The 18,672-nt window shown below is 66.1% G+C and carries 16 protein-coding genes; 13 read left to right on the plus strand and 3 right to left on the minus strand.

The window, feature by feature from the left end:
• Positions 1-28 precede the first annotated feature (28 nt).
• The 5 genes from AC1DYM_RS07450 (at position 29) to AC1DYM_RS07470 (ending at position 6,138) form a co-directional block, all read left to right on the plus strand.
• Positions 29-1,447, plus strand: a complete 1,419-nt coding sequence (locus tag AC1DYM_RS07450) for an outer membrane beta-barrel protein (RefSeq protein ID WP_477337340.1) — start codon at positions 29-31, stop codon at positions 1,445-1,447.
• A gap of 9 nt (positions 1,448-1,456) precedes the next feature.
• A complete protein-coding gene (gene kdpC, locus AC1DYM_RS07455) occupies positions 1,457-2,032 on the plus strand; it encodes a potassium-transporting ATPase subunit KdpC (RefSeq protein ID WP_477337341.1) in 576 nt (191 codons plus the stop codon).
• A 135-nt stretch (positions 2,033-2,167) separates the two neighbouring features.
• Positions 2,168-4,828, plus strand: a complete 2,661-nt coding sequence (locus tag AC1DYM_RS07460; protein WP_477337342.1) for an ATP-binding protein — start codon at positions 2,168-2,170, stop codon at positions 4,826-4,828.
• Positions 4,825-5,523 carry a response regulator gene (locus AC1DYM_RS07465; RefSeq protein WP_477337343.1) on the plus strand — a complete coding sequence of 233 codons (699 nt, stop codon included), beginning with the start codon at positions 4,825-4,827 and terminating at the stop codon, positions 5,521-5,523. The genes AC1DYM_RS07460 and AC1DYM_RS07465 overlap by 4 nt, the downstream gene beginning before the upstream one ends.
• A gap of 222 nt (positions 5,524-5,745) precedes the next feature.
• Positions 5,746-6,138, plus strand: coding sequence for a hypothetical protein (locus tag AC1DYM_RS07470; protein WP_477337344.1), 393 nt, complete (start codon positions 5,746-5,748; stop codon positions 6,136-6,138).
• Positions 6,139-6,164: 26 nt separating this feature from the next.
• Here AC1DYM_RS07470 and AC1DYM_RS07475 read toward each other — a convergent pair whose 3' ends face one another.
• Entirely contained in the window at positions 6,165-6,959 is a 795-nt protein-coding gene (locus tag AC1DYM_RS07475) for an AraC family transcriptional regulator (RefSeq protein WP_477337345.1), read from the minus strand.
• A 143-nt stretch (positions 6,960-7,102) separates the two neighbouring features.
• Here AC1DYM_RS07475 and AC1DYM_RS07480 point away from each other — a divergent pair, with 143 nt between their 5' ends.
• The 5 genes from AC1DYM_RS07480 to AC1DYM_RS07500 all read left to right on the plus strand — a co-directional run bounded on the left by AC1DYM_RS07480 (position 7,103) and on the right by AC1DYM_RS07500 (position 12,140).
• Positions 7,103-7,345 carry a hypothetical protein gene (locus AC1DYM_RS07480; protein WP_477337346.1) on the plus strand — a complete coding sequence of 81 codons (243 nt, stop codon included), beginning with the start codon at positions 7,103-7,105 and terminating at the stop codon, positions 7,343-7,345.
• Positions 7,346-7,423: 78 nt separating this feature from the next.
• Positions 7,424-7,882: a MarR family winged helix-turn-helix transcriptional regulator gene (locus AC1DYM_RS07485; protein WP_477337347.1), complete on the plus strand. Its 459-nt coding sequence runs from the start codon at positions 7,424-7,426 to the stop codon at positions 7,880-7,882.
• 23 nt (positions 7,883-7,905) lie between these two features.
• Positions 7,906-9,366: an efflux transporter outer membrane subunit gene (locus AC1DYM_RS07490; protein WP_477337348.1), complete on the plus strand. Its 1,461-nt coding sequence runs from the start codon at positions 7,906-7,908 to the stop codon at positions 9,364-9,366.
• 23 nt (positions 9,367-9,389) lie between these two features.
• The gene (locus AC1DYM_RS07495; RefSeq protein ID WP_477337349.1) at positions 9,390-10,601 is read left to right on the plus strand and encodes an EmrA/EmrK family multidrug efflux transporter periplasmic adaptor subunit; all 1,212 of its coding nucleotides are present in this window, start codon (positions 9,390-9,392) and stop codon (positions 10,599-10,601) included.
• Positions 10,602-10,613: 12 nt separating this feature from the next.
• Entirely contained in the window at positions 10,614-12,140 is a 1,527-nt protein-coding gene (locus AC1DYM_RS07500; RefSeq protein WP_477337350.1) for a DHA2 family efflux MFS transporter permease subunit, read from the plus strand.
• Positions 12,141-12,218: 78 nt separating this feature from the next.
• On the opposite strand, the gene AC1DYM_RS07505 is transcribed toward AC1DYM_RS07500, so the two are convergent.
• Positions 12,219-12,752 carry an acyloxyacyl hydrolase gene (locus AC1DYM_RS07505; protein ID WP_046969198.1) on the minus strand — a complete coding sequence of 178 codons (534 nt, stop codon included), beginning with the start codon at positions 12,750-12,752 and terminating at the stop codon, positions 12,219-12,221.
• 262 nt (positions 12,753-13,014) lie between these two features.
• On the opposite strand from AC1DYM_RS07505, the gene AC1DYM_RS07510 reads away from it, so the two are divergent.
• Entirely contained in the window at positions 13,015-15,963 is a 2,949-nt protein-coding gene (locus AC1DYM_RS07510; protein ID WP_477337351.1) for an EAL domain-containing protein, read from the plus strand.
• A 137-nt stretch (positions 15,964-16,100) separates the two neighbouring features.
• Entirely contained in the window at positions 16,101-16,877 is a 777-nt protein-coding gene (locus AC1DYM_RS07515; RefSeq protein WP_477337352.1) for a dioxygenase family protein, read from the plus strand.
• Here AC1DYM_RS07515 and AC1DYM_RS07520 read toward each other — a convergent pair.
• On the minus strand, positions 16,874-17,650 hold the full coding sequence (locus AC1DYM_RS07520; protein ID WP_477337353.1) for an SDR family oxidoreductase: 777 nt from the start codon (positions 17,648-17,650) through the stop codon (positions 16,874-16,876). The two genes, AC1DYM_RS07515 and AC1DYM_RS07520, sit on opposite strands and share 4 nt — an antisense overlap.
• Before the next feature lie 110 nt (positions 17,651-17,760).
• Here AC1DYM_RS07520 and AC1DYM_RS07525 point away from each other — a divergent pair, with 110 nt between their 5' ends.
• A complete protein-coding gene (locus tag AC1DYM_RS07525; RefSeq protein ID WP_477337354.1) occupies positions 17,761-18,663 on the plus strand; it encodes a LysR family transcriptional regulator in 903 nt (300 codons plus the stop codon).
• Positions 18,664-18,672: the final 9 nt, after the last annotated feature.

Consider the following 18,672-nt stretch of genomic DNA (forward strand, 5'->3'; position numbering starts at 1 on the left):
GGTCCCGAAAGGGATCGGTAAAAACGCCATGCGTACCACTCGTTATGCTCTCCTCGCCGCTATCTGCGCACTCGCTCCTGTCACCAAGGCCATGGCCTCCGGCAGTGACGATTGCTCCCAAGGCTTCGCTTCCCGCTTTGCCGCGGCCTACCGCGAAGACGCCCAGCCTGCCGACCCGAACGCTGAGGCGCCGGCACGCCGCGGCATGGCCTCGCCGTTCTCGTCACCGCCGTTCCCCTCGGCGGAATGGCAGTTAGGCGGCGTCGCTTACCCCATCGGTGTGCCGAACCTGAATTCGCAGTACCCGCTCGAGAAGGCGCTCGCCTGCAACAGCGTGGGTAAGTGGATGAAGGACAACCGCATCGAGGTCTACGGCTGGCTGAATGCCTCGGCGAACATCAGCACCTCGTCGCGCACGAACTACCCCGTGTCGTACGCCGTGCGGCCCAACCGCGTCGAGTTCAACCAGGCGCTGTTCCGCATCGAGCGTCTTGCCGACACCGTGCAGACCGATCACGTGGACTGGGGCTTCCACCTGGACAACCTCTACGGCTACGACTACCACTTCACCACGGCGAAGGGCGTTTTCAGTAACCAGCTGCTCAACAACCCCAAGCCGAACGAGCCGCTCAACGGCAAGATCTACGGCTACGATCCGATGCTGTTCTACGGCGATATCTACCTGCCGCACGTGGCTGAGGGCATGGATATCCGTATTGGTCGCTGGCTGTCGTTGCCCGACATCGAGGCGCAGTTCTCGCCGAACAACTACCTGGTCACCCATTCGATCCTCTACACCGTGGATCCGTACACGCAGATGGGTGTGATGACGACGACGCGCCTCAACCAGCAGTGGACCTTGCAGATCGGTATCAATGGCGGCAACGACACTGCCGTGTGGAACCATTCCGCGCGCCCGACCTTGCAGGCCTGCGTGCGTTACGTATCGTCCGATAACAACGACATGCTCTATCCCTGTGTGAACAGCTTCAACAACTCGGACTACAACTACAACAACGTGCAGATGTACGTGACCACCTGGGGCCATCGCTTCAGTGACAACGTGCACATGCTTACCGAGGCTTACTACATGTACGGCCGCAACATCCCGGGCTATGGCGAGGATTTCGACCCGAAGGTCGCCGGCTCGTCGCCGTACCCGGGCAAGGCGGGCGAGTACGGCATCGTGAACTACTTCAATGTCGAGCTCGATCCGAAGAACATGATCTCGTTCCGCAACGAGTTCTATAACGACCAGAAGGGCCAGCGCACCGGCTACCCGACGAAGTACACGAGCCACACGCTCGGCATGACGCACTGGGTGACCCAGGATCTCGAGATCCGCCCTGAAATCCGTTACGACCGGTCATACGACGTCAACGCCTACGACGGCRGCCGAAAGGATTACCAGGCCACCGCCATCGTCGATGCGATCTTGCACTACTGAGGAACACCCATGACCACCTTGCTGCGTAATGCCATCGTCCTGCTCCTGCTCATGACCGCGGTCACCGGCGTGGCCTACCCGGCGGTGGTCGGTGGGCTCTCGGCCCTGCTGTTCCCGCACCAGGCGGCGGGTAGCCTGGTCGAACGTGACGGCAAACCGGTCGGCTCGGCGCTTATCGGCCAGTCGTTCACGGCGCCCGGCTACTTCTGGGGCCGCCCGTCGGCGACGACACCGACCCCGAACAATGCCGCCGCATCGACGCCGTCGAACCTCGGTCCGACCAATCCGGCGCTGGCCAAGGCGGCGAGCGATCGCATCGCTGCCCTGCGTGATGCTGACCCGGGCAACACCGCCGCCGTACCGGTGGACCTGGTGACGGCCTCGGGTAGCGGCCTGGATCCGGAGATCAGCCCGGCCGCGGCGGAGTACCAGCTGGCCCGAGTGGCGCGAGCGCGTCGCCTCGACCCGGCGAAGCTGCGCGCGCTGGTGGCAGCGAATACCGACGGGCGGCAGTTGGGTGTGCTGGGCGAGCCGCGGGTGAATGTGTTGAAGCTCAACCTGGCGGTTGATGAGGCGGCGCGGTAAAGGCGGTCCTGGTCGCGGCGTCATCGCCGATAAATCAGCTCCTACGGTAGGAGCCGATTCATCGGCGATAACCAGATCGCCTCACCCCATCCGCTACCCTTAGCCCATGCAGCCCAACCTCCCCGGCCACTCCCCATGACTGACGACCGCGATGCCCGAGCCGACGCGCTGCTCAGTGCGGCCAGCGACGAAGACGGCCAGCGGCTGAAAGTCTTCCTCGGTGCCGCACCCGGCGTTGGCAAGACCTACGCGATGCTGTCCGCGGCGCGGGATCTGAAGCGCCAGGGTATCGACGTCGTCGTTGGCCTGGTCGAAACGCACGGCCGTTCGGACACGGTCGCCCTGGTCGAAGGCCTGGAAGTGCTGCCGACCCGACCCGTGCGCTACGCCGGCCGGGACTTCCGCGAGTTCGATCTGGAGGCTGCCTTGCAGCGCCGACCGGCCGTGCTGCTGGTCGACGAACTCGCGCATACCAATCTACCCGGCGGCCGTCACACGCGGCGCTGGCAGGACATCGCCGAACTGCTCGATGCGGGTATCGAGGTGTATACGGCGCTCAACGTGCAGCATCTGGAGAGCCTCAACGACCAGATCCGCCGGATCACCGGCGTCGCCGTGCGCGAGACCGTCCCCGACGCCTTCCTCGACCGGGCGCGTGACATCGTGCTGGTCGACCTGCCACCCCGTGAACTGATCGGCCGGCTCAAGCAGGGCAAGGTGTACGTGCCGGAAACGGCCGCAGTCGCACTGGACAAGTATTTCTCGCCGACCAACCTCGCCGCCCTGCGCGAACTCGCGGTGGAAACCGTGGCCGCACATGTCGACAGCGACCTCCGCGAGATCATGCTTGCCCGCGGCGATGCCATGCCGGTGCGCCGTCGCTGCATGGCGGCCATCGATGGCCAGGGCCAGAGCGAGTACCTCGTGCGCATCACACGACGTATCGCGGAGCGGCGCGGAGCGCCATGGAGCGTCGTTTTTGTCGATCGCGGTGGCCTCGATGCCGACCGCCGCGAGCGCGTGGATGCCGCCATGCGTCTCGCCCGTCGTCTCGGTGGCGAGGGTGTGATCCTGCGCGGTCACGCCGTGGCCGACGAGCTGCTCACCTGGGCGGATCGCGAAGGCGTAGGCCAGATCATCGTCGGCCGCACGCGCGAGCGACCGATCGCGCGGCGCCTGGGCTTCTCGCTCACTCAGCAGCTGCTGCGTCGTGGCGCCCACCTCGAGCTTACCATCGTCGCCACGCCGGCCGAGCGCGCGCGTGCGCGTCGCCGCCTGCGTTTCAAGGACGGCCGCGGATCGCGCCGCGAGTACGCCTTTGCCACCGGGGCGACGGCCATCGCGATGGCGCTTTCCTTCGTTGCCGATCGCTTCCTGTCGGTGGCCAATCTCTCGTTGATCTTCCTCACCGCCGTGCTCGTCGTCGCCGTGCGCACGCGCATGGCGGTCGCGGTCTATACGGCGCTGCTCTGCTTCTTTGGCTACAACTTCTTTTTCGCCCCACCGCGCTACACGCTGGCGATCGCCAATGCCGACGACGTGCTGGCGGTGGTGCTGTTCCTCGTCGTCGCCCTGGTCTGCAGCCGGCTGGCGACGCGGTTGGCCGGGCAGGTCACGTCACTGCGTGCGGCCCAGGTGCGTGCCCGCGCCCTGGTTGCACTGGGCCAGCAACTGGCGACCAGCGCCGACGCAGACAGCATTCGCAAGGCCGGCGCCTCGGCGCTGGCCCGGGCGCTATCGATCGAGATCGCGATGCTTGCGCGCGATGCCAACGGTCATTTCAAGGTCGTGAATTCGGTGCCCGATGCGTTCGCCTTGTCTACGCAGGACCTCGCTGCTGCCGAATGGTGCGAAAGCCACGCCGAGCCCGCCGGCCGCTACACCGATACCCTGCACGCGGCCTCATGCTGGATACTGCCACTCGGCGCCGAACACCAGCGCGCGGGCGTTGTCGCCCTGCGCTTTCCTCTCAGCGCGCGTGAGCCCGATGCCGACCGGCGCAGCCTCGCGCTGGCGATGGTGCAGGACATCGGACAGGCGCTCGACCGCGCGCGGCTCGCCCACGAACTCGAAGGTGCACGCGTGCAGGGCGCGACCGAGCGCCTGCGCAGCGCCCTGCTCTCGTCCGTCTCGCACGACCTCCGCTCGCCGTTGGCCTCGATGATCGGCTCGGCGGGAACCTTGCTCAGCTACGATGCGCAACTGCCGGCGAACGAGCGGCACGAACTGCTCCAGGCGATCCTCGGCGAGGGCCAGCGCCTGGACCGCTACATCCAGAACCTGCTCGACATGACCCGGCTCGGTCACGGCACCTTGCAGCTCCATCGCGACTGGGTCGACGCCGGCGAGATCGTGGCGGCTGCCGTATCGCGCATGCGCAAGCTCTTTCCCGACGTGCGGATCGACGTGCACCTGCCGACGGATACCGTGCTCCTGCACGTGCATCCGGCGCTCATCGAGCAGGCCCTGTTTAACATCCTCGAGAACGCGGGCCGCTTCACGCCGCCCGAGGAACCGATCCGCGTCACGGTCCGCTCCGAAGCGGGCCGGCTGCTCGTCGACGTGGCCGACCGTGGCCCGGGTATCCCGGAAGACGAGCGGGCGCGGATCTTCGACATGTTCTATTCGGTAACGCGCGGCGATCGCGGTGGCAAGGGCACGGGCCTTGGCCTGGCCATCTGCCGCGGCATGATCGGCGCGCATGGTGGCAGCGTGGAGGCCTTGCCCCACGTGGGCGGAGGCACGACCATTCGGGTCTCGCTGCCGCTGTCGCCGCCCCCCGAATCCAACGCATGAACCCCACCGCTCCACGAGTCCTGGTCATCGATGACGAAGCGCAGATCCGCCGCTTCCTCGATATCGGCCTGCGCGCCGAGGGCTACCAGGTGCTACTCGCCGCTAACGGCGAGGAAGGCCTCGGGCTGGCCGCGACGCAGTCGCCCGATGTCGTCGTGCTCGACATCGGCCTGCCGGACATGGAAGGCCACGATGTGCTGCGCGAGATCCGCATGTGGAGCGAGGTGCCCGTGCTGATGCTTTCCGTGCGCGATTCGGAGAGCGAGAAAGTCCGCGCCCTCGATCACGGCGCCAACGACTACGTGACCAAACCCTTCGGCATCCAGGAGCTGATGGCGCGCCTGCGCGTGCTGCTGCGCCAGGGCGCCAAGGGCGGTCAGGCCGATGCGCCGGTACGCTACGATGACGGTAGCCTCGTCATCGATCTTGCGCGGCGCGAAGTGCTGCTCGACGGTACGCCGGTCGCGCTCACGCGCAAGGAGTTCGCCGTATTGTCGCTGCTCGTCCGCCACCCCGGCCGCGTCGTCAGCCAGCAACAGATCCTCCGCGAAGTCTGGGGCGCCACGCATACGCAGGACACGCATTACCTGCGCATCGTCATGGGCAAGCTCCGCCTCAAGTTGGGCGACGATCCCTCGACGCCGCGCTGGCTGAAAACCGAACCCGGCGTCGGCTACCGCTTCCCCGCGACCTGACCAAATTCGGCACCCGCCCCCTGTAGGAGCCGATTCATCGGCGAACGGGTGCTCGCAAAAACGGCAGGCCTTGAAGCGCGAACAGATGGGACATCACTCCCGAGCCCGCCCAACTGTGACGCACCCCTCACCCCGCGAAATCCGCCCCGTTTTTCAGACTATTCCGATTCCCCCACCACGACGAACCCATGACCTTCCGCCCCTCTCACCCAGGAGCGCGTCATGACACCATCCCGAACCCACGCCACCCTTCAGCGTCTCGCTGCGGCTGCCAGCCTGTTCTCCGGACTCGTCACCGCGACGCCGGCGTTGAGCGCGTCACCCGTGTGCAGTAGCGAACACTTCCGTACCGGCGAGCTGACGCTGCCGAGCTACGACGAGGCCATGGCCGAATGTGTCGCGCAGGAATCCGCTCTCACCCATCCGGAACGAGGTGCGTTTGCGCCCTTGCGCTCGTGTCACGACAGCGGCTCGCAAGGGAGTCACGGCCCATGGCGGCATGGCCGCATCGCTGTCGATGTTCTCGAGCGAAGCAGTGGCGACCGTTACACGTTCGAGGGGTTGTGGATGTGCAAGCCGGTGGCGGAAGCCGCCGCGAGCACCCATCGCCGATGAATCGGCTCCTACCAAAGAGCGGCGCGTTACGTGCCGCTCGCCTGGCGGGCGAGGTAGCGACCTGGGGAATCGCCGAAGGCACGGCGGAACATCGCGACGAAGGCACTCGGCGTGGCATAGCCGAGCGCATCGGAGACCACCGAAACAGGCTCGCCATGCGCCAGCCGTTCCAGCCCACGCGCCAGCCGCGCCTGCTGTCGCCACTGCGCCACGCTGCACTGGGTCTCCTGGCGGAACAGACGCGTGAGCGTGCGCGATGACATGCCTGCCCAGTTGGCCCAGTCGTCGATGCCGCGTGTGTCGTGCGGGTTCTCGTACATGGCCACGGCGACGCGGCGGAGCCGGCGATCGATCGGCATCGGCAGGTGCAGTGATTCCACCGGTGCGCGGCGCAGTTCGTCGAGCAACACGGCGAACAGTCGTTCGCGTTCGGGCTCGACGGTCACGGCGTCGGCCGGCCAGGTGGCGGCCCGTTTGACGATAGCGCGGAAGAGGTCATTGACCCCGACCACGCAGGGGCGGTCGGGAAGGACCGACGCGGCGCATGGTGCGATGAACACGCCCCAGGCGTGGCTCGGCCCCGCGATGCTCACCGTATGCATCATCCCCGGCGGCATCCAGCCGGCGCGATGGGGCGGCAGCAGGTAGGAGCCGTGCTCGGTGCGGGTGATAAAAAGCCCTTGTTCCACATAGAAAAACTGGCCGCGGACGTGGCTGTGCCAGTCGGTTTCCCTAAGGGGGATTTCGCCGCGCGCCTCGTACGCTATGAGGGGCGGACCGTCGGCGCTTTCCAGCAATCGGTGAAGGGTTTCGTCGTGCATCTTGGCCGGATCTCGACATAAGTTGGCCCACTAACGATATCAGGCCGATTGCTTCCATGACTATCATTTGCAACCCCAAGCAACTGTCCTGCGCCCGGCATCCGCCGACGACCGGCGCCCGTGACCCTGAAGCGGAGATCCCTATGATCCGTCTCGTCACCACTGATCTAACCGAATTGACCGAAGGCCAGGAGGCCGGCGATGCGCTCGTGACCTTTGTCGCCTGTGCCCACGCCATGCTCGATCCCAGCACCCCAGAGGAGCAGGTACGCCGCCTGGAACCTCGCCTGCTGGCGCAACTACCGACCCTGAAGGCACTGGGTGTCTTCGAACTTTTCGACGTGCGCGACCCCGCACTGGCGGCCCTGCTGGCCGACGAAGGATGAATATCCGAGAAACCTGAAATATCCGTTGGACACATATTTGCCTTGACAACTATCTTCCGGGCAATAGAATGCGTGTTCATGAACATCCCTACTTGCCCTTCGTATGACGGCCGCGACAGCCTGGGTGCCCTTATCGGCATGGTGCGCGGCGAAATCGTCCGTGCGATCGAGTCGGATCTTGCCTCGCTGGGCGTCGATCTGAAGTTCACCCAGTTCCACGTCCTCAAGCGCCTGGCCACCCATGGCGCCATGACGGCCACGGAACTGGCCCGGGCGGTCGATCTGGACGGCGGCGCGATGACGCGCCAGCTCGACCAGCTCGAGGCCAAGGGTTACTTGCGGCGCAAGCAGCACGAGCAGGACCGTCGGGCCTTGCGTATCGAGCTCACCGAAGCCGGCGAAGCCCTCTGGAAACATCTGCACGAAAGCAACATCGCGACGCTCGAACGGGCCCAGAAGGACCTTACCGGGACGGAACGCGATCAGTTGCACGATTACCTGGAGCGCGTGCTCAACGCGCTCCGCGACAAAGACTGAACTAAACGTCCGAGGCAATACGCATGCGTCTGCACACTCTCGTGGCGGCCGTCGGGGCCGCGTTGATTCTTTCCGGCTGCGTCACCAGCCGTGGACTGGATCCGCAGGGTCAGCTCACCGACCCGACCACTCTCCACGCCGACCGTACCCTGGCCAAGGTGGCCGTCTCGCCGGCCGGCTGGCCGTCGGCCGACTGGTGGACGGGGCTCGGCGACAGCCAGCTCACCTCCCTGATCGAGGAAGCCCTGAAGGACAACCCGGATCTGGCCACCGCCGATGCGCGTGTGCGGCAGGCACAGGCGCAGGCCAGCGGTGCCGATGCCGCGCGCGATCCGACGTTCAACGTCGGTGCCGGCGCCGCAGGTGCGCACCTGCCGGGTTCGCTGCTGCCGTCGCCGCCGGGTAACCACTTCTCGTGGACCAAGTTCGGCTACGGCAACTTCAGCTGGGACCTGGACCTGTGGGGCGGCAAGCGTGCCGCGTGGGAAGCGGCCCTTGGCAGCCAGCGCGCTACGGAAATCGATGCCCGCGCCGCGCGCATCGAGATCTCGACCAACGTCGCCCGTGCGTACGTGCAGCTCGGCTACGCATTCACCCAGGAAGACGTCGCCAAGGCCGAACTGGACCGCAGCAAGGCATCGCAGACGCTGACCGTGCAGCGCGTCGCCGCGGGCGTCGACAACCAGACGCAGGTGAAGCAGGCGGACAGCGAAGTCGCCTCGGCCGAGCGCGAGATCGCCGTGTCCGCGCGCGCCATCGACACCGCGCGCATCCAGCTCAGCATGCTGCTGGGCAAGGGTCCGGATCGCGGCATGGACATCACCCGTCCCGCCGCGCTGGCCCCGTCCGCCGTGGCCATCCCGGCGAACCTGCCCGCCGACCTGATCGGCCATCGTGCCGACCTGGTCGCCGCGCGCTGGCGCGTCGAGGCGGCATCGAAGGACATCGCCGCAGCGAAAACGGAGTTCCTGCCTAACGTCTCGCTCGGTATCCTCGCCGCGCAGGCCGCGGGTGGTTCGGACAACCTGTTCTCGTCACGTGCGCGCTTCTGGCAGGTGTTGCCGGCGGTGAGCCTGCCGATCTTCGATGGCGGTCGTCTCCGCGCGAACCTGTCGGGTAAGGACGCCGAGTACGACCTCGCCGTGGCGCAGTACAACAAGACGTTGGTCGGCGCGCTCAACGACGTGGCCGACGACCTCTCGGGTCTCGACTCGCTCGGCACGCAGATCCAGGCGCAGCAGCGCGCACAGGATGCGGCGCAGCAGGCGTACGACCTCTCGCAGCTTCGCTACAAGGCCGGTGTCGGCAGCTACCTGGAATCGCTCGTGGTGCGCCAGCAGCTGCTCGAAGCCCAGCAGCGCATGGCGTCGCTGAAGGCGCAGCAGGTCGACACGTCCGTCCAACTCATTCAGGCGCTCGGCGGTGGTTTCCGCCCCGAGGCCGACGACCAGCCCGTCGTCGCCGCCACGCCCGCCACCCATTAAAAATCGTACCGAGGCCGCTTCCGATGTCACAAGAAACCATTGCCCCATCCGGCGCCGTCGTTGCGCCGCCACCGAAGAGCCGTCGCGGCTTCTTCCTCAAGCTCCTGGTTGCCGTCATCGTGCTCGCCGCGATCGGCTGGACTGTCTGGTACTTCGTGGACGGTCGCTGGGAAGAAGACACCGATGACGCCTACGTCAACGGCAACGTCGTGCAGATCACGCCGCAGATCGCCGGTACGGTGACCTCGATCGGCGCCGATGACGGCGACCTCGTCCATCAGGGCGACGTGCTGGTCAAGCTCGATCCGAGCGATGCCGAAGTCGCGCTGGAGAGCGCCCGCGCCAACCTCGCCAACACGGTGCGCAAGGTGCGTGGCCTGTACAACAACGTAACCTCGTCGCAGGCCGACGTTGCCGTTCGCCAGACCGCGGTCGATCGTGCCCGCCAGGACTATAACCGTCGTCGCGATCTCGCCAAGTCCGGCGCGATCTCGGCCGAAGAACTGTCGCATGCCGCCGATACGCTGACCTCCGCCGAGAGCAGCCTGTCGTCGGCGAAACAGGCCTACAGCAGCAACAAGGTGCTGGTCGACGACACCGTTGTCGCCTCGCATCCGGACGTTCGTGCCGCTGCCGCCAAGCTGCGTTCGGCCTACCTCGACGACGTCCGCGCCACGCTCGTCGCGCCGGTGGACGGTTACGTCGCCAAGCGCACGGTGCAGGTCGGCCAGCGCGTGCAGCCGGGTGCCGCCTTGATGGCCGTCGTGCCGCTCCACGAAGTGTGGATCGACGCGAACTTCAAGGAAACCCAGATGAACAAGATGCGCATTGGCCAGCCGGTCGAGGTGACGGCGGACGTGTACGGCGGCAAGACCGTCTACAAGGCGAAGATCCGCAGCCTCGGTATCGGTAGCGGCAGCGCCTTCTCGATTCTTCCGGCGCAAAACGCCACGGGTAACTGGATCAAGATCGTCCAGCGCGTGCCGGTCCGCGTGGTCTTCACTGATCCGAAGCAGCTCGAAGAAAAGCCGTTGCGCCTGGGGCTGTCGACCAAGGTAACGGTGAACCTGCACGACCAGAGCGGTCCGCTGCTCTCGACGCAGGCGCCGACCAAGGCCGAGTTCTCCACGCCGATCTACGACAAGCAGCTTGCCGACGCCGACACGGATATCGCGCGGGTCATCCACGAGAACGCATCGGCGGGTGAAGGCGAGCAGCAGAAAGCTCCGAAGTAAGGAGACGGTCTCATGAGCACCGAATTTCGACCGCCAAACCTGGCGTTGTCCACGATCGGCCTATCGCTTGCGACGTTCATGCAGGTGCTCGACACGACGATCGCCAACGTGTCGTTGCCGACCATCGCGGGCAACTTGGGTGTCAGCTCCAACCAGAGCACGTGGGTGATTACCTCGTTCGCGGTCAGCAACGCCATCGCGCTGCCGCTGACCGGCTTCCTGACGCGCCGCTTCGGTGAAACGAAGCTGTTCGTCATGGCGACGCTGCTGTTCTCGATGGCCTCGTTTCTGTGCGGTATCGCGCAGAGCATGACCATGCTCATCATCTTCCGCGCCATCCAGGGCGCGGTGGCGGGCCCGATGTATCCGATCACGCAGAGCTTGCTGATCTCGATCTATCCACCCGCCAAACGAGGCATGGCCCTGGCGCTGCTGGCGATGGTCACCGTCGTCGCGCCCATCGCGGGCCCGATCCTCGGTGGCTGGATCACGGACAACTACACCTGGCCGTGGATCTTCTTCATCAACGTGCCGATCGGCATCTTTGCCAGCTTCGTCGTGGCGAACCAGATGAAGGGACGTCCGGAAGTCACCGAGAAGCCCAAGGTGGATTACGTCGGCCTGATCACGCTGATCATCGGTGTGGGTGCACTGCAGGTCGTGCTCGACAAGGGCAACGACGAGGACTGGTTCTCGTCGCCGTTCATCATCGTCACCGCGATCATCGCCGCCATCGGCCTGGCCGTGTTCCTGATCTGGGAACTCACGGACAAGGACCCGATCGTGAACCTGAAGCTGTTCCGGCATCGCAACTTCGCGATGGGCACGCTGTGTCTCGTGCTCGCCTACGCGGCGTTCTTCGCGATCGGCCTGCTGGTGCCGCAGTGGTTGCAACGCAACGTCGGGTACACGTCGACCTGGGCCGGCCTCGCCGCGGCGCCGCTAGGCATCATCCCGGTGATACTCACGCCGTTCGTCGGTCGCTACGCGCACAAGTTCGACTTGCGTGTGCTGGCGTCGGGAGCGTTCCTGGTGATGGGCGCGACGTGCTTCATGCGCTCGGAGTTCTATCTCGACATCGACTTCTACAGTGTCGCGATGGTGCAGCTGATCCAGGGCCTGGGCGTGGCGTTGTTCTTCATGCCGATCCTCAGCATCCTGCTGTCCGATTTGCAGCCGCGCGAGATCGCGGCGGGCTCCGGCCTCGCCACCTTCCTGCGTACGTTGGGTGGCAGCTTCGCGGCATCGCTCACGACGTTCCTGTGGGATCGACGTGCAGTGGTCCACCACGAGCGGCTGACCGAGACGATCACGCCGTTCGATCCGACGGCACAGCAGGCGTTGACGACGATCGGTCACGGCGATTCGCAATACGCGACCTCGGCGCTGAACGCGATGATCACCAACCAGGGCTACCAGATCTCGTTCAACGAGGTCTTCCACCTGCTCGGGTATGTGTTCATCGGGCTGGTCTTTATCGTCTGGCTCGCAAAGCCGCCGTTCGCCGCCAAGGCCGGCCCGGCGGCCGCCGGCCACTAACCTTACCGTGTAGGAGCCGATTCATCGGCGATGCTCTTCGAAAAAGCCCGGCTTCGTGCCGGGCTTTGTCGTTCTGGATCAGAGATTGAAGCCGATACCCACCAGCGCCATCGTCTCGCCGCGGTTCGGCTCCTTGAAGCTGCCGTTCGAGATGTGGCGGATCTGGAAGCTCACGTTCTTCATCTGCCAGCCCAGCGTGCTGACGAACTGGTAGCTGCTGGAGAGCGCCTGTGTGTGACCGCCCGCGGTGCCGGCGACCTGGAAGCTGAAGAAAAGCGGCTGGTACCAGTCGCTGTCCGTGCCGTAGTGGAAGCGGGCGCCGGCGGCGCCTAGCCACACGTTGTTGGTGACGCCAGGCTGCGAAAATTCGTAGCGCTGGATGTTGCGGCCATTGATGTAACCGACCGAGACATCCGGCGACCAGGTGAAGCGGCTCTGGCCGATCTGGTACGGGTTGAAGACGGATTCGATGAAGAACACGTTGGTGCCGTGCGTATCCATGTAGCTGCGCCCGCCCTGGATTTCCAGGTGCGTATCGGCGACGGCGGGGAGGGCGACGGCGGAGAGCGAAAGCGCGGCGACAAGGCCGAGGGCGAAGGGGGACGAACGCATGGGGGAGCGGTCCTTGTGGTGGGACGTTTTGTTTATGAACCGGATCGTTCGGTAATTGGTGTTCAGCGAACGTGAATCAATGAGGGTACTTAAGAATATTCGTGCCGATATTGCACCCTCCTTTCGTCTGAGCACGCGCATGAAAGCCGGGGGTCAAGACGCGGGGCCGCCTGCCGTTAAAGACGTACAGGGTCCCGCCGCCGTTCGGTTGGGGAACGGTATGGGTGTTGGGGCGCAAGGGGGCGTGACGGTGGAAGGCGCGATGGACAAGGGCGCGGCGAAGCTGCGCACCCGGCGTATCCGTCTGGCCACCTGGGGCGTTTCGCTCGGCCTCACCGTGGGCCTCGTCACCCTGGTGGCGATCCTCCAGGTCGACGCCTACCGGGGCATGCTGGCCAACGGGCGCCGTCAACTCGCCGGCTCGGCCGGTGGCACGGTACGCATGGTCGACCAGGATATCGATGCCAGCCTGGGGCCGCTGGTCGCACTGCGTAACGCGGTGACCGGTGCCGACCCGGGTCCCTTGCACATGAGCCTGGCCGAAGTGCAGGCCCGCCATCCCGAATTGCCGACGTTTGTCGCGCTGGATGCCGAAGGCGCCGTGCTCGCCTGCACCAGCGTGCCCCTGATGAACTGGCGAGAGAGCCTCGCGGCGCCACGGCATGAGGCGCTCGGCGCAAGCGTGGGCGTCGTCGTCGCCGATGCCCACGATGGGATTCCCCCGGCTATTCGCATCCTGGTCGATTCGCGCGTGGCGGAACCGGCCGCCTTTGGCACGTTGATCGACCAGGCACGCGTACGCGATGGCATGAGCCATTCGATGATGGGCGGCAGCGCGGACATGGCCGTGTTTTCGCTGGACGGCCGCCGTTTCGCGAGCAATCACGATGACGCGGCGGCCGCCTGGAGCGGTCCCGTGCCGAGGCCTGGGGCGAACGGACAGTACGACGACGACCGGCGGATCTACGCATGGGCCGCGTCGGCACGTTATCCCTTCGCCGTGCAGGTGAGCCTCGAGCGCGCCGGCATCTTCGACGAGTGGCTTCACCAGGCGCGGCCCTCGATGCTGGCGACACTCGCCCTGGTCCTGCTGCTCAATGCCTTCGCCGCGGCCTTCGATCGCGCCTATCGCCGACAGAGCCACCTGCTGGACGCCCTTTCACGCAGCACGCGCCATCTCGGTGACGTGCAGCGCACCGGGCACATCGGCTTGTGGGAAGCGGACCTGAGTTCACGTGCCATCGCCTGGTCCGGGCAGGTGCATGAGATCACCGGCCTGCCGCCGGAGCGAGTGGATGGACGGCAAGGTACGTACTTCAAGCTCGTCCATCCCGACGACCAGCCCGCGCTGGTGGCCTGGCTGGAACTCTTCGCCAAGGGCGATGGCCCCTACGAGTTCGAGCACCGCCTGTGCCGGCCCGATGGCCGCCAGGTGCAGGTCAACCTGCGCGCCGCGCGCATCACCAACGAAGACGGCAGACCCATCCTCGCCGGCACCATCAGCGAGATCACCGCGCTGCACGACGCGCGTCGCCGTCTTCGCGATACCGACCGCGATCTTGCCGCGAGCGAAGCCGCTTACCACCAGCTGATGACGCGCATGCCCTTGCCCGTGATCATCGTGCGCAACGACCGCATCGAGTACGCCAACCTGCTTGCCGAGGAACGCCTCGGACAGGACGGAGCGACGCTCGTCGGTCGTCACGCGGCGGAATTCATGGATGCCGATGCGCTCGAGGCGATGCGCGGCGGCGCGCCGGAAGGCAGTAGCGTCACCGGTTGGCTGAACCCCGAAGACGGCATGCCCTTCGAGGCCGAGCTGGCGCTGTCGGACTACCGCGACTCGCGCGGGCGCGGCACGCTGGCGATCGTCCGCGACGTGACGCAGCAGCGACGTTACGAAGAWCGACTGAACCACCAGGCGACGCACGACGAACTCACCGGTCTGCCGAACCGTCGCGCACTGCGCGAGAAGCTCGAGCAGCTCGTCCGGCAATCGCAACGCGATGGTTCGGGCGTCATGGTGCTCTTCATCGACCTGGACCACTTCAAGTTCATCAACGACGCGCTCGGCCATGCCCTGGGCGACCAGGTGCTTCGCGACGTGACACTGAAGCTCGGTGATGTCCTCGACGGACTTGGGCATATCGGACGGTTCGGGGGCGACGAGTTCGTCGCGATGCTGCCGTTCACCTGCTCGCCGGCGCGTGCGCTCGACCTGCTGCCGCGCATCCAGCGCGCGATCGAGGAGCCGCTGGAAGTGGGCGGGACGATGCAGCGCCTGAAGTGCAGCATCGGTGTCGCGTTCGCCACGCGCGATGGCTCCGACGCCGACACCCTCATTCGTAATGCCGATACGGCGATGTACGACGCCAAACGCTCGGGGCGCCACACCTGGAAGCGCTTTTCCGCCGACATGCATGCCACCGCCATGGCCCGGCTGACCGTCCTGTCGCGGCTGTCCGGTGCCAGTCTCGATAACGAGCTGGCGCTGGCCTGGCAGACCCAGCACGCCGGCGACGACGGTCGTGTCATTGGCGTGGAAGCACTGTTGCGCTGGCCGTCCGCGCCAGGCGATCTGGGAACGCCCGACAAGCTGGTGCCCTTGCTCGAGGAGACCGGTGCCATCGTGCAGATCGGTCAGTGGGTCTTGCGCGAGGCATGTCGGCAGCAACGCCACATCGCCGCGTTGCTGGGGCCCGACTGCCGGGTTGCCGTGAACATTTCGGCCCAGCAGCTGGTGCACGTCGATCTGGTCGCCGAGGTACGCCAGGCGCTCGCCGAGACCGGCGCCAGCGCGTCGTCGCTCGAACTGGAACTGACCGAGAGCGCCTTCATGAATGAGCCGGCGCGCGCCATTCGCACCCTGCACGAGCTGCGCGCGATGGGGGTGAGCATCGCGCTCGACGACTTCGGCACCGGCTACTCGAACCTGACCTACCTGTCCCGGCTGCCGCTGGACAAGATCAAGATCGACCGGCACTTCACCCGCGCGCTGCTGGAGGACGATGTGGATGCCTCGATCTGTCGGTCGATCGTCTTCCTTGCCCGTAGCCTCAACCTGGAAGTCGTCGCCGAAGGCGTCGAGACCGACCGGCAGCGCCGCTGGCTGCTCGCCGAGGAATGCACCTCGATGCAGGGCTTCTTCTTCTCGCGGCCGGTGTCGATCGACGAGCTGGGTCACGTCGCAAGCGCGCTCCGCCTCAGCTGAAGCGGGTCTGCCGCCCCTCGGGCGGGTCGTTTCCCCGGACGCGCCAATGTGTTCTCCCCACGGCGATTTATCCGCGGTCCCACACGACCTACATTGAAGGAAGGAGGGTTCCGCCTCCGCTTCATCAGGTGTCCGTCATGTTTCGCGCCCCCGCCCTGTTCATCTCCCACGGTGCCCCGACCTTCGCGCTGGAGCCAGGTCTGCTTGGCCCGCGCCTGACCGATATCGGCGAGGGCCTTGCCGATGCCACGGCGATCGTCGTCGTCTCGCCGCACTGGCAGACCGGTGGTATTCGCGTGACCGGCGCCGCTATGCCAGGGACGATCCACGACTTCGGTGGCTTTCCACCGGCGCTCTATACGCTCTCCTATCCGTCGCCCGGCTCACCGGGGCTGGCTTGCGAGACGGCATCGCTCTTGATCGACGCGGGCTTCGTCGCGATCGTCGATCCGGAGCGCGGCTACGACCACGGTGCCTGGGTGCCATTGCGTCACCTGCGCCCGGAGGCGGACGTGCCGGTGATCCAGGTGTCGATGCCACACAACCTCGATACCGCGGGTGCACTGCGTCTGGGCAAGGCGTTGGCGCCCTTGCGGGATCGTGGCGTGGTCATCGTCGGTTCGGGCAGCCTGACCCACAACCTGTACGAAGTGCGGCGATCGGGCGAGAACGCGGCGTACGCGAGCGAATTCGCCGCCTGGAGCCGCAAGGCCGTGCTCGACGGCAACACCGACGCGTTGCGCGACTACCGTCGGCTGGCGCCGAGTGCCATTCGTGCCCATCCCACCGAGGAGCATTACCTGCCACTCCTCGTTGCCGCCGGTGCCGCGGGTGAGGATGCCCCCACCGTTATCGATGGGGGGATTACGTATGGGGTCCTTTCGATGGACTCCTACGGCTGGGGTCTCGCTTAGATCTGGGCCTGGCCGCCGTCGACGAACAGTTCGATGCCGGTGATGTAGCTGGCGTCGTCGGAGGCGAGGAAGGACACGGCCTTGGCGATCTCGTCCGGCGTGCCGGTGCGGCCCAGCGGCGTGACGCTCTCCACATAGGCGCTGTAGTCGGCGATCTGCTGGTCGTCCATGCCGAGCTCCGTCTTGTAGCCCGGCGTGACGATCGTGCCCGGCGCAACCACGTTGACGCGGATGTCGCGACCCTTGAGGTCGCTGGCCCAGGTGCGCGCGAACGAGCGGAGCGCAGCCTTCGTCGCGGCATAGACGCCGAAGGCCGGCGCGCCCTTGATCGAGACCATGGAGCCGTTGAGCACGATGGCCGAGCCCGGGCCCATCAGTTCCAGCGCCTTCTGCACGGTGAAGACCGTGCCCTTCACGTTGATGCCGAAGTACTTGTCGAAGTGCGCTTCGGTGATCTGACCGAGCGGTGCGAACTCGCCGCCGCCGGCATTGGCGAAGAGGATGTCGAGACGGCCGCTCGTGTCGCGAATGGTGGCGAAGATGCGATCGAGGTCGGCGGCCTTGGCGATGTCGCCCTGGATCGCGGTGATGCCGAGCGCGGCGGCCGCGGCGTCGAGCTCGGCCTGGCGACGGCCGGTGATGTAGACGGTGGCACCTTCACGGACGAAACGCTCCGCGGTGGCGAGGCCGAGGCCCGAGCTGCCGCCGGTCACAAGGACGATCTTGCCGGCATGGCGGGTGGTGTGGACGTTGCTGGTGGCGAGGGTGTGCATGGTCTTGGTCTCCGATAACCGCGTGGCGGTCGATCCACACAAGATGGTTATTCGGCCGTCGTGGATAAATAATGCAATCGCGATTTCATTATTTCTTTGGGGAAACAACCGTGGACCATCTGCTCGCCATCCGCGTCTTCGGCCGTCTGGTGGAGACGGGCGGCTTCGGCCGTGCCGCCGATGCACTGCGCATGCCCAAGTCCACGGTCACCAAGCTCATCYAGGGCCTGGAAGCCGAACTGGGTGTGCGCCTGCTCGAGCGGACCACCCGCCGCGTCACGGTGACCGCCCAAGGCGCGGCGTACTACGAGCGCACACGCCAGTGGCTGGCGGAGCTGGACGAGTTCGAGACGACGCTCGCCGGTGGTCGCAACAACCCCGTCGGTAACCTGCGCATCGATACGGGAGGCTCGGTCGCGGCAGGCCTGATCATTCCCGCCTTGCCGGCGTTTCGGGCGCGCTACCCCGGTATCCGGATCCAGCTCGGCGTGACGGACCGCACGGTCGACCTGATCAGTGAAGGCATCGACTGCGCCATCCGCAGCACGGGTGACGATCCCAACCTGGTCACCCGCCAGATCGCCGAGCTGTCCTGGACGATGTGCGCGACGCCGGATTACCTCGCCCGCCGCGGCACGCCGTCGGTCCCGGAGGACATCGTCCGTGATGGGCATGACGTGGTCGGCTACTTCTCCGCACGCAGCGGCCGCATGCTCCCGCTGCGCTTTCGCGACGGCGAGCGGACGTTCGAGATCGAGTTCACGGCCGCCGTGGAGGTCAACGAGAGCAACGCGCATACCGCCGCGGCGATCGCCGGTCTGGGACTGGCCCAGGCCCTGAGCTTCACCGTCGACGGTCACGTGACCAGCGGCGAACTGGTCCCGGTCCTGGCGGCATGGCAGCCTGCGCCCTTGCCGGTCTACCTCGTCTATCCGCCCGACCGGCGGCACAATGCCCGCCTGCACGCCTTCGCGGAATGGGTCGAAGCGGAAGGTTTTACCCGGAAGTATTGACGGCACATT

This window comes from Luteibacter sp. P1_D3 (assembly GCF_056406135.1).

What these genes read in the sequence shown, in the direction of transcription:
- AC1DYM_RS07475 (WP_477337345.1), bottom strand. Translation starts at nt 6,959, where the DNA reads ATGCACGACGAAACCCTTCACCGATTGCTGGAAAGCGCCGACGGTCCG.
- AC1DYM_RS07485 (WP_477337347.1), top strand. Translation starts at nt 7,424, where the DNA reads ATGAACATCCCTACTTGCCCTTCGTATGACGGCCGCGACAGCCTGGGT.
- AC1DYM_RS07465 (WP_477337343.1), top strand. Translation starts at nt 4,825, where the DNA reads ATGAACCCCACCGCTCCACGAGTCCTGGTCATCGATGACGAAGCGCAG.
- AC1DYM_RS07500 (WP_477337350.1), top strand. Translation starts at nt 10,614, where the DNA reads ATGAGCACCGAATTTCGACCGCCAAACCTGGCGTTGTCCACGATCGGC.
- AC1DYM_RS07480 (WP_477337346.1), top strand. Translation starts at nt 7,103, where the DNA reads ATGATCCGTCTCGTCACCACTGATCTAACCGAATTGACCGAAGGCCAG.
- AC1DYM_RS07520 (WP_477337353.1), bottom strand. Translation starts at nt 17,650, where the DNA reads ATGCACACCCTCGCCACCAGCAACGTCCACACCACCCGCCATGCCGGC.
- AC1DYM_RS07505 (WP_046969198.1), bottom strand. Translation starts at nt 12,752, where the DNA reads ATGCGTTCGTCCCCCTTCGCCCTCGGCCTTGTCGCCGCGCTTTCGCTC.
- AC1DYM_RS07470 (WP_477337344.1), top strand. Translation starts at nt 5,746, where the DNA reads ATGACACCATCCCGAACCCACGCCACCCTTCAGCGTCTCGCTGCGGCT.
- AC1DYM_RS07490 (WP_477337348.1), top strand. Translation starts at nt 7,906, where the DNA reads ATGCGTCTGCACACTCTCGTGGCGGCCGTCGGGGCCGCGTTGATTCTT.
- AC1DYM_RS07495 (WP_477337349.1), top strand. Translation starts at nt 9,390, where the DNA reads ATGTCACAAGAAACCATTGCCCCATCCGGCGCCGTCGTTGCGCCGCCA.
- kdpC (WP_477337341.1), top strand. Translation starts at nt 1,457, where the DNA reads ATGACCACCTTGCTGCGTAATGCCATCGTCCTGCTCCTGCTCATGACC.
- AC1DYM_RS07515 (WP_477337352.1), top strand. Translation starts at nt 16,101, where the DNA reads ATGTTTCGCGCCCCCGCCCTGTTCATCTCCCACGGTGCCCCGACCTTC.
- AC1DYM_RS07460 (WP_477337342.1), top strand. Translation starts at nt 2,168, where the DNA reads ATGACTGACGACCGCGATGCCCGAGCCGACGCGCTGCTCAGTGCGGCC.